The 15,479-nt window shown below is 41.1% G+C and carries 12 protein-coding genes; 4 read left to right on the top strand and 8 right to left on the bottom strand.

What is annotated here, in order from left to right; all coding sequences use genetic code 11:
* The coding region (lpxK, locus tag AC1W6K_RS04790) for a tetraacyldisaccharide 4'-kinase (RefSeq protein WP_481946642.1) at positions 1–690 on the bottom strand (690 nt) is incomplete at its 3' end.
* Positions 691–757: 67 nt separating this feature from the next.
* Here lpxK and AC1W6K_RS04795 point away from each other — a divergent pair.
* Positions 758–1,804 carry an o-succinylbenzoate synthase gene (locus AC1W6K_RS04795; protein WP_481946643.1) on the top strand — a complete coding sequence of 349 codons (1,047 nt, stop codon included), beginning with the start codon at positions 758–760 and terminating at the stop codon, positions 1,802–1,804.
* A 31-nt stretch (positions 1,805–1,835) separates the two neighbouring features.
* The gene (locus AC1W6K_RS04800; RefSeq protein ID WP_481946644.1) at positions 1,836–2,237 is read left to right on the top strand and encodes a hypothetical protein; all 402 of its coding nucleotides are present in this window, start codon (positions 1,836–1,838) and stop codon (positions 2,235–2,237) included.
* Between the two features lie 35 nt (positions 2,238–2,272).
* Here the strand turns inward: AC1W6K_RS04800 and hemF are convergent, their stop codons facing one another.
* Genes hemF through AC1W6K_RS04815 form a run of 3 tightly spaced genes read right to left on the bottom strand, consistent with a single transcriptional unit; the run spans position 2,273 to position 6,368 of the window.
* Positions 2,273–3,154, bottom strand: coding sequence for an oxygen-dependent coproporphyrinogen oxidase (hemF, locus tag AC1W6K_RS04805; RefSeq protein ID WP_481946645.1), 882 nt, complete (start codon positions 3,152–3,154; stop codon positions 2,273–2,275).
* A 1-nt stretch (position 3,155) separates the two neighbouring features.
* Positions 3,156–5,774, bottom strand: coding sequence for a transglycosylase domain-containing protein (locus tag AC1W6K_RS04810; protein WP_481946646.1), 2,619 nt, complete (start codon positions 5,772–5,774; stop codon positions 3,156–3,158).
* Between the two features lie 3 nt (positions 5,775–5,777).
* A complete protein-coding gene (locus AC1W6K_RS04815) occupies positions 5,778–6,368 on the bottom strand; it encodes a beta/alpha barrel domain-containing protein (protein WP_481721926.1) in 591 nt (196 codons plus the stop codon).
* 129 nt (positions 6,369–6,497) lie between these two features.
* On the opposite strand from AC1W6K_RS04815, the gene mnmA reads away from it, so the two are divergent.
* On the top strand, positions 6,498–7,643 hold the full coding sequence (gene mnmA, locus AC1W6K_RS04820; protein WP_481946647.1) for a tRNA 2-thiouridine(34) synthase MnmA: 1,146 nt from the start codon (positions 6,498–6,500) through the stop codon (positions 7,641–7,643).
* On the opposite strand, the gene AC1W6K_RS04825 is transcribed toward mnmA, so the two are convergent.
* From AC1W6K_RS04825 to AC1W6K_RS04835, 3 genes are read right to left on the bottom strand one after another with little or no spacing between them, the layout of a single operon-like run.
* Positions 7,640–8,179 (bottom strand): metallophosphoesterase family protein, encoded by a 540-nt coding sequence (locus AC1W6K_RS04825; RefSeq protein WP_481946648.1) that lies wholly within the window; start codon positions 8,177–8,179, stop codon positions 7,640–7,642. The genes mnmA and AC1W6K_RS04825 overlap by 4 nt on opposite strands.
* Before the next feature lies 1 nt (position 8,180).
* Positions 8,181–9,140, bottom strand: a complete 960-nt coding sequence (locus tag AC1W6K_RS04830) for a zinc dependent phospholipase C family protein (RefSeq protein WP_481721920.1) — start codon at positions 9,138–9,140, stop codon at positions 8,181–8,183.
* Complete coding sequence (locus tag AC1W6K_RS04835; RefSeq protein WP_481946649.1) at positions 9,127–13,197, bottom strand: hybrid sensor histidine kinase/response regulator transcription factor; 4,071 nt, start codon at positions 13,195–13,197, stop codon at positions 9,127–9,129. Before AC1W6K_RS04835 ends, AC1W6K_RS04830 begins: the two co-directional genes overlap by 14 nt.
* Before the next feature lie 220 nt (positions 13,198–13,417).
* On the opposite strand from AC1W6K_RS04835, the gene AC1W6K_RS04840 reads away from it, so the two are divergent.
* Entirely contained in the window at positions 13,418–14,446 is a 1,029-nt protein-coding gene (locus AC1W6K_RS04840; protein ID WP_481946650.1) for a GntR family transcriptional regulator, read from the top strand.
* On the opposite strand, the gene queG is transcribed toward AC1W6K_RS04840, so the two are convergent.
* On the bottom strand, positions 14,443–15,414 hold the full coding sequence (gene queG, locus AC1W6K_RS04845) for a tRNA epoxyqueuosine(34) reductase QueG (protein WP_481946651.1): 972 nt from the start codon (positions 15,412–15,414) through the stop codon (positions 14,443–14,445). The genes AC1W6K_RS04840 and queG overlap by 4 nt on opposite strands.
* Positions 15,415–15,479: the final 65 nt, after the last annotated feature.

A 15,479-nucleotide genomic window follows, 5' to 3' on the forward strand; every position in this document is an offset into this window, starting at 1 on the left:
CCCAGCGAAAATATGCCATTTTGAGATGTTTTTGGCACTGTTTCCAAGCGGCACCCCATAGACAACGCGCGTAAAAAACACGGGTAAACCAAATCGAAGGAATGGCTCTTTTTGTTCCGCGGTTACTATTTCTGGACAACGGTTGACAATAATGGCATGAGCACGATTGAGCCCATCAAGTGATTCACGCAAGCTACCCAAAGGCATAAGTGAATCCGCAAAAAATGGCTTTGAAAAAGTGGTACATACTAGATTCAAATCAGCCGTTAAGGCCCGGTGTTGAAATGCATCATCTAAAATAATAGCATCCAAATCGTTCATTTGTTCGATGCCTTTCAGGCGATTCTCACACACTGCAACAGGTAAATCTGCAAATTGTCGCTTATAGGCTAAGGGTTCATCACCAACCTCTGAAGCGGTTGAATCAGCATTAACCCAATGAAAACCCGTCGTTTTACGGCCATATCCCCTACTCAGAATCCCGAACGTACCCGAAAACTTCCAATGAGAAATTAAGTAATTAACCAAAGGACTTTTACCCGTACCGCCTACGGCCAGATTCCCTACGACCAGCGTAAATGGCTTTGTAAAATGGATAGATGAAAGAATACCTTGATCATACCATGTATTTCGGAAGCGCGTAATTGCGCCAAAAATTCCTGCCAATAATCGATATACCCACTTTTTCATAATCGGCCTAAAGCTAATAAATAATCTAGGGAGGGGCAAAAATGCCACAAAAATAATAAATTGCAACATGATTCAATTGCTCAGCCATCCCTTACAATTCCATTTCGAAGCAGGTACATCGCGTGGGGTACTGACACAAAAAACGAGCTATTTCATACAAATTGAACAAGATGGGAAATTTGGCCTAGGTGAAGCCGGACCCTTGCGTGGATTAAGTCCCGAATTTGAAGAGGATTGCTTACCTGCTTTTCAAAAAGCCATCGCGACAATCAAACACCTGCCAGAAAATCCTGAAGATATAGACGGCCTGGTGCAAACCATACCATTTGAACAGCCCTCCTTTCGGGCGGCACTCGAGATGGCCTTACTAGATTATTTTCATTCAAAAGATGGTGTATACTTTGATAATTCATTTTCACGAGGTGTATCGAGTCTACCGATCAATGGGTTGATTTGGATGGGTAGTCCCGAGTTTATGCGCCAACAAATCGCTGAGAAACTTGCAGAGGGTTATTCGTGTCTTAAATTAAAAATCGGCGCGATTGATTTTGAACAAGAAATGGAGATTATTTCAGAGATCAGAACTCATTTCTCAGCTAAAGAATTAACGATTCGCGTAGATGCCAACGGCGCCTTTTCGCCACAGGATGCCCCATCAAAACTGGAAAGACTCGCCCATTTGGACATTCATTCCATCGAACAACCGATTCAAGCAGGGCAATGGAAAGCGATGCGCGAATTATGCGCATTAAACATTTTACCGATTGCCCTAGATGAAGAATTAATTCAGGCTAAAGATCCTCAGGCCCTATTAGAATCTATACAAGCACCCTATATAATTTTAAAACCAAGTTTAGTAGGTGGTTTTGGAGCCAGTAATACCTGGATTCAGGCGGCCGAGACAGTAGGTACCCACTGGTGGATTACCTCCGCATTGGAATCTAATATTGGGCTGCAGGCAGTCGCGCAATTCACAGGCGAATACCGAAATCCACTCCCGCAAGGTTTAGGAACAGGGAAACTTTATACGAATAATTTTGATTGTGGGCTATCGATTCAAAATGGGCATATTTATTCCAATCCACATACCAAAAGAACAAATCCTTTTGCCTAAATTTACGGCATCATTTTAAACATTAAATTGAATGAATACGATTGACGAGGCGATGATTGCCATTTTAGAACAACGCTTGAAATTAAGCAAATTGAGTTATTCTGACGAAACCTATGATGACGTCGAAGAATTACTACACGATTTGGAAGATGATTTTAATGAAAAATATGGAGACGAACTCGAGGAAATCCTAGAGAAAGTACATATCAAACATTGCCCAGAATCTGATGTATTATTACCTACGGCGTACTTAGCAAAGAAATTTGTAGAAACTGCCGATGGTGAAATTGAAATAGGCAAAAAAGAAGGCGTTGAAGTTGAATGGATCGAAGATCCGGTAGCCGCAACCCGTTTAGTGTTATTACCCGCTCCTACCCGAATCCTTTTAATGACTCCAAAAAGTCTTGAGGTTGTGTGGGAAGCAGCCCAATAAAACAAAAAAGGTGAGCACGAAATGCTCACCTTTTTTTACACCCAATCAATTCCCTTTTTAAGCAAATCTAAGGTTTGCTGACCCTCCGGATACCCACTCACATCATGCATATATTCCCACGATGCCAATGGCGGCAAACTCATTAATATCGATTCCGTCCGGCCATTCGTCTCCAAACCGAATTTGGTACCCCGATCATGCACTAAGTTAAACTCCACATAACGTCCTCGGCGTAACAATTGAAAATCACGTTCTTGTTGGCTCACAGATTTACTCGCATTTACTTTCATTAAATGACTGTAAATGGGAACAAACGTTTCACCCACCGACTTCACAAAGTCAAACGTTTTTGCTTTATCTTCTTTTAAGTAATCAAAGAAAATTCCGCCGATTCCACGGGTTTCATTTCGGTGCGTATTATAAAAATAATCATCCGCCCACGTTTTGTAACGCGCATAAACATCTTCTCCAAACCCATCACATGCCGCTTTGACTTGTTGGTGAAACCACTTCGCCTGTTCCGGAATAATAATATGGGGGGTTAAATCGATTCCTCCGCCGAACCAATTTTGACCATTGCTAAGTTCAAAATAACGCACATTCATGTGAATAATGGGAACCCAAGCATTGAATGGGTGCATCACAATGGAAACACCCGTAGCGAAGAATTCAACTTCTTCCGTCACGTTTAAGCTGGTAACCATTTTAGGATGCAACGGGCCTGAAACCGCGGAAAAATTAACGCCCGCCTTTTCTAAAATTGAACCTCCTTCAATAAGCCGCGTTCTACCTCCGCCGCCTTCCGGTCGCAGCCAACTATCCTCTTTGAAAATTCCCGTACCATCCGCCTGAGCGATTCCATTGCAAATACGATCTTGCAAATCGCGAAAATACGCTTCTATTTGTTCTTTATGCATACTAATTAGGACTCTGACTACTTGAATCGGTTGGTTCTGTCGGATTTTCCATTAAGGCATTTAATGAATCTAACTCCGCATCTGACACTTGAAGTGAATCTGGCAACGTACTTACACCATTGCCGCAATCAAAATCTTTCTTGACAACACGCTTATCCAATCGATCAAATGGCGTAGGTTTATACATCGCTAAAGCAGGATCTTTGACCACCTTCAACATAAACCGTTTATAGATAGGCATGGCAGTTTTTGATCCCTCACCCAGTGCACCGGAACGGAAGTGTATCGATCGATCATCTCCGCCGACCCAGACACCTGAAATTAAATTTTGAGTCATACCGATAAACCAACCATCCGAATGATTCGAGGTGGTACCCGTTTTACCTGCAAAATTGTGTGCGTAGCGATTATTTCCTTCGGGCAATAAAGCTGCTCCATCGCCCCAAAGCAACGAACTGGCCGTTCCTCCTTCATGGATTACTCCTTCTAGCATGGAACGAACTAATTGAGCAGATTCTTTACGAATTACCCGAGTAGCCGTTGATTCAAATGTTGAAATAACCTTTCCATTTTGATCTTTAATCTCCGTGACGAGCATCGGCTCCACGTGAATTCCCTCATTCACAAAAGCAGAATATGCCCCAATCATTTCAAATAAAGACACATCAAATGATCCTAAACCAATCGACGCGACAGGCTTCAATGGACTCTTTATACCCATTTTTTGGGCATAATAGACCACCGTATCCGGACCCACAATGTCATTGGTGAGTCGGGCAGTGACGGTATTCACCGACTTCGCCAAGGCGCGCTTCAATGGCATCAAACTATAGGAAAACGTGCCATCTGCATTGTGTGGACTCCAAATTTTCTTCTCGCCCTTTTCCTCGATTTCCAACGAATAAGGCGCGTCTTCCACAGCAAAACAAGGTGATAAATCACGAGGTCCGTCTATCGCAGCCGTGTACACAAAAGGCTTAAAAGTTGACCCTGCTTGACGCTTACTTTGCTTTACGTGATCATATTTAAAATATTTAAAATCAAGTCCACCTACCCAAGCTTTAATATGGCCCGTATATGGATCGAGGGTCATCATACCCGCTTGCAAAAAGCGTTTATAGTATTGAATGGAATCGTAAGCACTCATCGTTTGCTGCTCCTCACCCAAGGTATTACGCGAATAAACCCACATTTTACGCTTCACGTTTTTCATTTGGTACAGCACTGAATCTGAATTATTCGGATATCGCTTGACTAATGCCTTATAATATTCTGTCCGTTTCGCCACCGAATCAATAAACCCTGGAATCTCCTTCCCTGACTCATCCACCCATGGATTTTGCCCAATCCAATGATTATCAAACGATTTTTGCGTTGAACGCATGCCCTCTTCGACCGCCTCTTCCGCATGAATTTGCAAACGGGAGTCAATCGTCGTCGTGATTTTCAAACCATCCCGATACAAATCAATCTCCATTTCATTGGCCTTCGCCCATTCTTGAATGTATTTTGCAACGGCAACCTTGAAATAATTACCCGTTCCATCATAGGGAGATTCCTCATTTTCATGGAGAACAATAGGTAATATAGCTAATGAATCATATGCCGCTTTTTTCAAATAACCCGATTTAACCATCTGTGCCAAAACGACATTTCTGCGCTTCCAAGCCTTATTTTCTGCTAATGGCTTGCCATCGTAACGCTTTGGATTATAGGTCGTTGTTGCCTTTTGAAGGCCAATCAAAATAGCGGCTTCTTGAATATTCAAACTATCCGCCGAGGTATTAAAATAGGTATTAGCTGCTACCTTAATCCCGTACGCATTATTCCCATAATCTACCGTATTTAAATACCAAAGAATGATTTCATCTTTCGTATAAAAACGCTCTAATTTGATAGCGGTAACCCATTCTTTGGTCTTATAGATCAATTTATTTAAACCAGGGATATAGCCCAACAAACCTGTTTTTGTGAAACTCTTTTTAGTTCGCGTTTTGAATAAATTCTTAGCTAGTTGTTGAGAAATCGTACTCCCACCCCCACGATCGCCACCTTTAGCTATTCCAATGGCAACACCCGCCCATGCTTGAAAATCAATACCCGTATGCTCATAGAAACGCGCATCTTCCGTAGCCACTAAAGCTTGTACCAAATAAGGAGAAATCAAATTATAATCCCGAATCGGTGTTCTGTTTTCTGCAAAAAACTTGCCTAAAAGCACGCCATCCGCTGAATAAATCTCGGAAGCTTGCGACAATTTTGGATTTTGAAGATCATCTACACTTGGCATTTGCCCTGTCAACCAAAAGATATTGGTCTCAATGATAAACAAATAAACCATCCCATATAAAAATGTCTTCCCTGTAATACGCCACATACGAACGATGGGCTTATAATAAGGTGAGTTTTTATCTACACGAGCATCGTAATAAGCTTGAATTGAATTTCGCTTTTCCTGGTAGAAGTCAGACGCCTGTTGACCCACCCCCTCAGCCTTCCCATACAATTTGGCACCGATTACCTTTTTAATTCCCGCCAACAATACATGTACAAGCTTCATGCAAGCTTGGACAATCAATGCGTTAACACGTGAAAAAAATTGCTTTATCTGCTCAAGCATAGATTATTCCGTTTCTAATTTTTCTAAGATAGTCATTAAATCCGTGAAATCACGGAAGCCTGGACGATCCTCCTCACCAGCTACTAAACCAATTCCCTGAATCGAACTTTGTTCTACCCATTCATCTAAATCATCTTCAGGAATGTCTAAACCTAATATAATCGGATATTGCGCAGCCCAAATTTCAATAGATGCTTCCATGCCAGTCAACGAACCAAGCGAATCACCTACTAGTAAAAAATGGCTTACATAAGGAGCAGATGCCGCAAAAATAGCTGGTAAATTATCTGTGTCAATATTAACACGAAGTATCTTGGGTATGTCAATCGACTGAATGGCCACCAACGACACGCTCGAATCAATCTCAATCACATCCGGTTGATAGGTTGCGACAATTTCACGAATCTGTTCAGCGGTCACCTTTGTAAATTCCCCTACGATTTGAACGCCTGCTAACCAATTGCGAATTTCAGTGAATCGCTCTAACGTTATCTCCTGCAAAGGAAACCCTAACCACTCAACGCCCATTCCTGCACAATACCGTGCGTCAGACAAATTAGCAATCGATGAAACTTTAACCTGGGTTTTTAACATGTTTGTCAAGGAAATAAACGAGCACAAAAGTACGTTTTCAATGGGTAAATACCAAGATAATTGGCCATTTGGCGAAATAAATCCTAACTTGCGGGAAATTTACAGCAGGCTTTGAACCTGTAAGGAAATATGGAATCAAAAGGACGCGTTTTAGTCGCCATGAGCGGCGGCATCGACAGCTCAGTCGCAGCTGTTTTATTACACGAACAAGGATATGAGGTCATAGGAATGACCATGAAAACCTGGGATTATGCCAGTTCAGGTGGAGATAAAAAGGAAACAGGCTGCTGTTCCCTAGATTCCATTAATGACGCGCGCCATATAGCAGTCTCGCTCGGTTTCCCACATTATATATTGGATATACGTGAAGAATTTGGTGATTCGGTCATCGATTACTTCACGCAAGAATACGTGGACGGACGTACCCCGAATCCATGTGTCATGTGTAATACGCACATAAAATGGGACGCACTACTTCGGCGTGCGGATCAATTAGGTTGTGAATTTATCGCGACCGGACACTATGCACAGATACGTGAGGAAAATGGCCGACACATCATTTCAAAAGGTGTAGATGCTTTAAAAGACCAGAGTTACGTGCTTTGGGGCGTTTCGCAATCCAGTCTCGCGCGCACCATTTTACCTTTGGGCGGATTGACTAAAGCGCACATCCGTGAGATGGCTACCGAGCGTGGCTTTGTGGATTTGGTTAATAAATCTGAAAGCTACGAGATCTGCTTTGTGCCCGATAATGATTACCGCGGGTTTTTGAAGCGTCGTCTTCCTGAATTAGAAGCCGAAGTAGCCGGCGGAAATTTTGTGGATACTTCAGGCAAGGTCATTGGCACACATGAGGGCTATCCTTTTTATACGGTGGGCCAACGGAAAGGTTTAGGAAAAGCATTTGGATTCCCAGCTTATGTGATTGAAATTCGCAAAGAGACCAATGAAGTTGTGATTGGTGAGATTGCTGATTTAAATCGGACCGGCATGTGGGTAGGCCAGCTTAATCTTCAGAAATACCCTGAAATTCCAGCTGAAGGCATAGAAACAGTTACAAAAGTTCGATACAAAGACGCAGGAACGGAAGCGGTCATTTACCAACACGGTGCTAAAATCAAAGTTGACTTTCATGCGGAAGTCAGTGGCATTGCACCAGGCCAAGCGGCCGTTTTTTACGAAGGAAATGATGTAATCGGTGGCGGTTGGATCTTAAAATCATTCCAAAAAGGAAGCGTATTTGAGCATGTGCAATCCTTTGAGGTGGCCAACTAAGGAATCAACTTTGCCTCTTCGGGTGTCAATTTTACTTTAATGCGTGGCATTTGGATGACCTCCATGTCATAAATCCTAGCTCCGTCTATCTTAAATCGCAACGCCGTTTGCTCCGGATGAAAACCATGTTGGCCCGCTGCCCCCGGATTCAAAAACAGCATGTTATTGCGTTTGGCATCCCGCTTAATTTGCAAGATATGCGAATGTCCACATACAAAAATCATGGGTAATCCTTTCGAAAATGCCTCTAGTGCATCTGGTTTATAATTGGAGGGGGCTCCTGCGATATGCGTCATGGCGACCGTCACATCTTCACAACGAAAGCGCCGAATTTTGGGATACATATTTCGAATGGTTCGGTCATCTATATTTCCATAAACGCCCGCAATAGGCTTTCCATAGGTAGCTAATTTATCAGCCAACTCCACCGAACCCCAATCTCCTGCGTGCCAAATTTGATCACATGCCTTCAGATGTTCATCCAAGCGCGGATCCAAATAACTATGCGTATCTGAGAGTAATAAAACCTTAACCATTTTACTTCGCTTTTACTGAAATAAGCGCACCACTTGAAATGAGTGCATTCTTCTTCCAAACAACACGCTCCTCTGCTAAGCGAGCATTCACCGCCGCATCTTGGTTTACCCAGGCAGGAGAACCCGCATCTTTCCAAGCCGAAAACCAAAAGGATGCGACACGTGAAGAAGCCAATAACATACGTTTTTGAACCGATACCCCTAATTTGGCTCCAAAGGCCTGAATAAAAGCTTTGGTATAGTAACGCTGCTTCCGACCGTATTTCTCCACCATTTCAAAGGACCCATCTTCACCTAATGCTGAGCGAACTTCTTTTTCAGCGCTAAACATCGTAGGCAACATGGCATGTGACTCTAACAAAATCTGGAAAATAAAATCCTGCGGCTTGGCAATATATTGAGCTCCCTCTACTTGACTCAAATTGTACGTCTGCAATTGATCTTCTGGAACCAAACTTTCCCATAACACATGCATCCCTTTTTGACCGGTCAACTGGCCATCGTGATTTTTTGTGGTGTGCAAAGGAACGTGTGCATCCGCAACATAATGACCTAAATCAGCCGCATAAAATAAGACTGAATCCCGCATTTCATGCTTGAATGCATGCACTAAGCGGCCATAAACACGGGTAACCTCCCAAGGCACCAATCCTTCTTTACGTAAACTATCTAGCGTATACTTTTTTACCGCTGCATTGAAATCATGTGGAATATCAGTTTTATAATTAGCACCGAACAACTCCGCATCCATATCCAAATAATGCTTGGGATCTTCTGATTTATCGTCTTTCCGACGCACATCCGGACGAATGGATTGTTGGACAATGTATTCCTGATTCGCATAAAAATAAGACGCTAGCCCATCAGGTAATTGATAAATAGAAACTTGCTGCAAGGTCTTGTGCGCTAAAAATCCCCAAGAGGAACAAAGCACGAGAATGAAAAGACTAATTTTCTTCATGAGTTGGTTTGATGAATGATTTTGGCGATTTGCCATATTGTTTTTTAAATGCTCTGGCGAAATAAGCCGGGTCATTAAAGCCCACTTGATACGCAATTTCGGCAATGTTAAACGTTGAATTTTCGACTAAAACTTTTGCTTGTTGCAATCGAATAGTCCGAATAAATTCATTTGCAGCTAGTGATGTCAACATCTTTAATTTCCGATATAACTGCATTTTACTCATATCTAGCCCTTTTTCAAGGTCCTCTACGTCAAAGTCGGCATTACTCAAATTCGCAATAATCAACTGCGTTGCCTTCACTAAGAAAGCATCCTCAAAGGTAGGCAATTTCCCTTCACTCAATTCCTGTTGGATCATCTGCTTTTGCCAATTTTTACGATTTCGCTCTTTGGACTCCAACAATTTATTCACACGTATTTCTAAGATGTCCGCATTAAAAGGTTTACTCACGAAGTCATCAGCTCCGGACTGCATACCTTCAATCTGACTTTCTTGGGAACTTTTGGAGGTCAATAAAACGAGTGGAATATGATTTGTTTTCGGATTTTGACGCAGTGCCCGACATAAATTTACACCACTCATACCCGGCATCATCCAGTCTGTAATCACCACATCTGGCAAATAAGTTAAAGCCATCTCCAAGGCATCTTCACCCCTTGAGGCTTCCATGACCTGAAATTTAGATTGAAAAATTTCGGCCACAAATTGACGCAATTCCATATGATCATCTACAATCAACAAAATTTGTTTTTCCTTTTCAATGACATCCGTTACAGGAGCCACTGGCTCAAGGGATTTGATGGTCATTAACTTTTCTTGAATCCAAGCAGGGTCAAAATCTATTTTGCGTACTGGAATTCGAAAGCTAAAGACACTTCCCTCTCCCAAGGTACTTTTAACTTCGATCTCCCCTAAATGTAACGTCACTAATTCCTTGCATAGAGAAAGACCGACGCCTGTTCCGACCACCGATACTGACTCAGGGATTTGATAAAAACGATCAAAGATATGCGGAAGATGCTCTGCTGAAATTCCTTTCCCTGTATCTAAAATGCGAATAAACACCTGATGCACTTCTGCCTCGCCGTCTACAAACACACAGTCAAGATCCAAGGAAACGCCAATTTTCCCATCTTCCGGAGTATGCTTGAAGGCATTGGACAACAAATTACTAACACATTTTTCTAAGATATCTGCATCATAATACACGTATAAAGAAGCCACAGGGGCTTTCCAAGTTAATTTGATTTGTTTCTGCAGTGCATAATTTTCAAAACCCTGAATAATTCCATTCATCTGTACGACCAAATCATGTTTAGCGATGATGGGATGCTGTTTACCCGATTCAATTTTTGACAAATCAAGTAGTTGATTAATTAAACGAAGTAATTTCTGCGCATTTTGATAAACGGAGGACATCCGCTTTTCTTGCATGCCGGAAAGTGCTGAATTTTGTAAAAAATACTTTTCAATCGGACTAATAATTAGCGTCAATGGTGTTCGTAACTCATGGGAAATATTCGTAAAAAAGTGAGTCTTAACCTGCTCCAATTCGCGAATTCGCTCTTTCTCGATTTCCTTCATCCGAATATCAGTCTTAAATGCCTCCCGAATTTTGACCTCGCGAATAAACAAATAGATTGCGGCGATCAAAATCAGCATATAGCCTGCATACGCCCACCAGGTACGATACCAAGGTGGTAAAACGGTAATCAACAACTCCATTGGAATTTCAGACCAAATCCCATCCGAGTTAGAAGCCTTTACTTTAAACGTATAATCTCCCGGTGAAAGATTCGTATACGTTGCGGATCGACTTGTTCCCACATAATTCCAATCTTTTTCAAATCCGGCTAAATAGTACGCATATCGATTGTTCTTGGGACGCTGATATTCCAAGGCAACAAAATCCAAGCTAAAAACCGATTGGCCTGGTTGGAGCGTAATTTGCTTCGTCCGACTAATATCAAATTGCAATGGACTCCCTTCTTGATTCGGTTCAACGACCTGATTAAATAATTTAAAACTAGTCACGTAGACATTGGGGACATCCAAGCGCATCCGCAAACTATCAGACTTAAGGTAATTTAGGCCATTAACACCACCAAAAAACAACCAATTTTGCTTATTTGAGGCAAAAGCTTTGGCCATAAATTCCTTCCCCTGCAAACCATCCGCTTCTTGAAAATTGATAAATCGAAGCGTTTGCCCATCCATTTTTGAAATGCCATTAGTCGTTGCAAACCACAAATCCCCTTTGCCATCCTCCACAACACCACGAACCGTGTTACTCGCTAATCCATCCTTGTCTGTAAAGACGCGAAAATTTTGTTTTTCAGCCTGATATAAATTAACTCCACCGCCATTGGTAAGTACCCAAACACGCTTTTGTTTGTCTTGATATGTTTTTGTTACGTGATTATAACTCAAACTTTTAGCGTCAGCTGTTTTTACCAAATGATTCAATTTTTTACTATTCAAATCATATACATAGAGGCCAGATCCTACAGTCGCAATCCAAAGCTGATTTCCATTAATCAGATTCAAATCAATGATTGCCCGATTTTGAAATGTTTTACTACCTAAGATCGAAAATGGAATTCCATAACGTTGCGTTTGTGGATTGAAAGAAACGACTCCTTGACCAACAGTACCCATCAACATTTGATTTTCAAATGGCATTATGCAATTGAAATTTGCTTCCCGACGCCCAGGCAAATAAGGATGATTGGTTAATTTCCGATCAGCAGATAAATGATTCAGGCCTTTTCCCCAAAAACCAATCCAAACATCACCAGAAGGCATAGCCTCCAAAAAATTCACATCTAAATCACCTGTGGCACTAAGTTTATTTGCCGACTCATTGTAAATAATATGATCTAATTTTCGCTTTTTGTAATCGAAATAAGATAGGCCAAAATTACTTCCAACCCACACACCTGAGGTATTTGAAGCCGCCAGAGCGGTCACTTTATTGCTTAATAAACCTTGAATTGTATTGGGTTTATAACGGAGAACTGAAAATCTGGGCTTTTGAAAGAAACTAATGTTTAATCCTGCTTCCCACGTACCTATCCACGTATTCAAATTCGAATCTGTAAATAAGCTCATGACGGAAAAAGAACTTATTCCCAATTCTGGATCCGGATTGGAAGGAATGTGCTTAAAACGCTTGAAATCGTCGCCATTAAGAACATAAACACCATCATCAGTGCCGATCCAAAGATTTTGTAAGGCATCACGTGTTAAACTTGTGACGATATTTTGCCGTGCTGACGGATTTGAAGCTTGATAAAATACTGATCGGAATTTTTGATTAGTCGGATTGAATTGAAATAATCCAGCACCGTTAGTGCCAACTAAAATATCACCGTTTTTGGCTTCATAAATTACCCGAATCCTAGATTTTACTTGATTTTGTCCAATAGAAAATGGCATAAAACTATGCTTACCGAGAACAGAGATCAATTGTCCTGTTCTAGTTCCAAACCATAACGAACCATTGCTATGTTTGAATAATCGAACCACATCTTTGACCAAAGGATTGTTGATTTCAGATTCTGCAGTAAGCAATTTCTTAGTTTGCGTATTAAAAACTAAAAAACCTACTCCAAGTGCGGCCACTCCAATCCGATGATTACCTAATTTAACAAATGATGGAATGTTTAAATTGCTAATATCTTGCCCATTGGGCCCACGCGTAAATCGAATGATTTTACCTGTATTTAAATCCAAATGATTCAATCCAGAAGACCGCGTTCCCACCCACAAATTCCCCTCATCATCTTCCAATATGGAAAAAATATCACTTCCACTTAAGGTCGTAGGATCACTCGGGTCATTACGAAATATTTTATAGTTATGCCCATCATATCGATTTAACCCGTCGGCTGTAGCAAACCAAAGAAACCCTTTCTTATCCTGAATGATCTTATATATCGTACTTTGAGACAAACCCGAGGAGGTTGTCAAACGCTCAAAACGATTGCCAACTTGCCCGAGAAGGGAAGTTGAAATCAGTAGCCATATCAAACACATAAAAGTCCGCAACATCTTAGAAAATTGAATGTGTAAATTAGAAAAATAAAGGCAAAAGTTACGCCGACCTACAGGTATATATTCAGGGAAAACTTTGAGTTAAAGTGTATACAAAGCTTGCAAATACGGCATATTGCAAGAATCGTCCACTAATTTGAAAGATTTGTCCAATCCAAATAAGAACACGTAGATTACATTTGTTTATGTAATTCATAAAAGAATAGCATACACAAACATGGTCAAGACATTCGTATCCTTTTCTGCCAAAAACTCGGATAACAAGCTTCCGAAATACCAGCAATTAATCAATTCGCTGTTGCAAGATATTGAGATGGGAGATTTAAAACCGGGTGAAAGATTACCGTCCATCAACGAAGCCTCCGAAGAATGCTATTTATCCCGCGATACGGTTGAACGTGCTTACACCGAATTACATAAAATGGGTGTCATCACGTCGATCTTTCGGAAAGGATACTTCATTTCTAACTCGTCTATTAAGACCAAAACCAAAGTACTTTTTTTGGTGGGAAAAATCACCAACACTAATAAAGAGATTTTTGATTCATTTTGCGAGTCATTAGGCAAAAACGTCATGGTGGATATTTATACTTACCAATACAAGACACGCCAATTTCAGGAAATCATGGCACAGCAGTTGGGCAACTACCACTACTACGTCATCATGCCGCATTTAATTGAAGAAGAAGAAGAGAACATCAAATGCTTGAGAAAGATTTCAGGAGACCGTTTGATTCTTTTAGACCAAAACTTCAATAGCATGTCCAATGCGCATGCAAGCATTACCTCACAGCCTAAAACGGCTATAAACTTTCACTTTTCAAACCAAATAAACCTGTTTAATAAATACCATTCGTTCAATTTAGTCGTTTCAGAGGAGGATTATTTCGATGCTGGATTGATTAATGGTTGCAGTGAATTCTGCGAAACGAATGGCTTGGAGTTCCAAGTATTGGATGGCCTAGATCCGGAGGATGTCCGTTCTGGTGAAATTTATTTCACTTTAGATGACAAAGACCTGGTGAAGGCTATCAAATACGGGGAGGCAAACGGTTTGTGTGTTGGTGAAAATCTAGGCTTAATCGCGTTTAACGATTGTCATTTCAAAGAAATAGTTGCTGGAGGCATTACGGTGTTATCTAACCAACCAAGCTTACTAGGTGAAATGGCTGCTCAATTAATTCAAGATAATGACAAAAGCAGCCATGAATTAGCATTACAATTTATTATTAGAAAATCACTTTAGGGTTTAATTTGCCGAAATGGGTCATGATTTTCGTGACCCATTTTTTTTGCATAAGCTATATTACGACGCAGTCCTTTCAATTTAGTTCGACTAATCGCTGAGAACTGAAATAGTTCCTTAAATAGATCTTCAGATAAATCCTCCCAATCTTGCTTCGTTAAATCTAAAAACTTTTCGTTAGGCTGAAACGCTATTTCAGTATGTGGTTTTGAATGACGATTCCATGGACAAACATCTTGACATATATCACATCCAAAAATCCAATCATGGAAGTTGGCCCGCAACTCAGCTGGCATTTGATCCTTCAGCTCAATCGTAAAATAACTGATGCATTTAGAGCCATCGACTACATAAGGTGTAATCGCATCGGTTGGGCACGCCTCGATACAGCGTGTACATGTCCCACAAAAATCCTTGATGGGGCCATCGGGCTCCGCTTTTAAATCCACCAACAGCTCCGCTAAGAAAAAGAAACTCCCCTGCTTCGGAATGATTAAGTTGGCATTCTTTCCAATCCACCCCAAACCTGACTTTTTAGCCCACGCTTTTTCTAATACAGGAGCTGAGTCCACAAACATCCGACCAGAAAAATCACCTAGTTCTCGTTGAAGATCATCCCACAAAAGCTTCATTTTATCTTTAATCACAAGATGATAATCTTTGCCAAATGCATATTTGGAGACATTAAAAGAGTCGGCTAGAACCTGAATGGAAGGATCTGGGAAGTAATTAAAAGCAAGCGAAATGACCGTTTGACAATCGTCCACTAGTTTGCGCGGATCCAGGCGTTTATCAAAATGATTCGCCATGTAGCTCATCTCGCCGTGCATTTGTTGATTTAACCAACGTTCCAAATGGGGAGCTTCTTCGGATAGAAATTCGGCTTTAGAAATCCCACAAAATTGAAAACCATGCTGGTGTGCTAGGCGTTTAATGGTTTGGGAAACGTGAGATGGTGACGAATTCATGTGCCATAAATTTACGAAGCTCACTGAATTTATGCCAAACTGTCAGAAAATAGTTTTTGGCCTAT

Source organism: Aquirufa sp., assembly GCF_964796385.1.

What these genes read in the sequence shown, in the direction of transcription:
- AC1W6K_RS04800 (WP_481946644.1), top strand. Translation starts at nt 1,836, where the DNA reads ATGAATACGATTGACGAGGCGATGATTGCCATTTTAGAACAACGCTTG.
- AC1W6K_RS04825 (WP_481946648.1), bottom strand. Translation starts at nt 8,179, where the DNA reads ATGGTTAAGGTTTTATTACTCTCAGATACGCATAGTTATTTGGATCCG.
- mnmA (WP_481946647.1), top strand. Translation starts at nt 6,498, where the DNA reads ATGGAATCAAAAGGACGCGTTTTAGTCGCCATGAGCGGCGGCATCGAC.
- AC1W6K_RS04795 (WP_481946643.1), top strand. Translation starts at nt 758, where the DNA reads ATGATTCAATTGCTCAGCCATCCCTTACAATTCCATTTCGAAGCAGGT.
- AC1W6K_RS04840 (WP_481946650.1), top strand. Translation starts at nt 13,418, where the DNA reads ATGGTCAAGACATTCGTATCCTTTTCTGCCAAAAACTCGGATAACAAG.
- hemF (WP_481946645.1), bottom strand. Translation starts at nt 3,154, where the DNA reads ATGCATAAAGAACAAATAGAAGCGTATTTTCGCGATTTGCAAGATCGT.
- AC1W6K_RS04830 (WP_481721920.1), bottom strand. Translation starts at nt 9,140, where the DNA reads ATGAAGAAAATTAGTCTTTTCATTCTCGTGCTTTGTTCCTCTTGGGGA.
- AC1W6K_RS04815 (WP_481721926.1), bottom strand. Translation starts at nt 6,368, where the DNA reads ATGTTAAAAACCCAGGTTAAAGTTTCATCGATTGCTAATTTGTCTGAC.
- AC1W6K_RS04835 (WP_481946649.1), bottom strand. Translation starts at nt 13,197, where the DNA reads ATGTTGCGGACTTTTATGTGTTTGATATGGCTACTGATTTCAACTTCC.
- queG (WP_481946651.1), bottom strand. Translation starts at nt 15,414, where the DNA reads ATGAATTCGTCACCATCTCACGTTTCCCAAACCATTAAACGCCTAGCA.
- AC1W6K_RS04810 (WP_481946646.1), bottom strand. Translation starts at nt 5,774, where the DNA reads ATGCTTGAGCAGATAAAGCAATTTTTTTCACGTGTTAACGCATTGATT.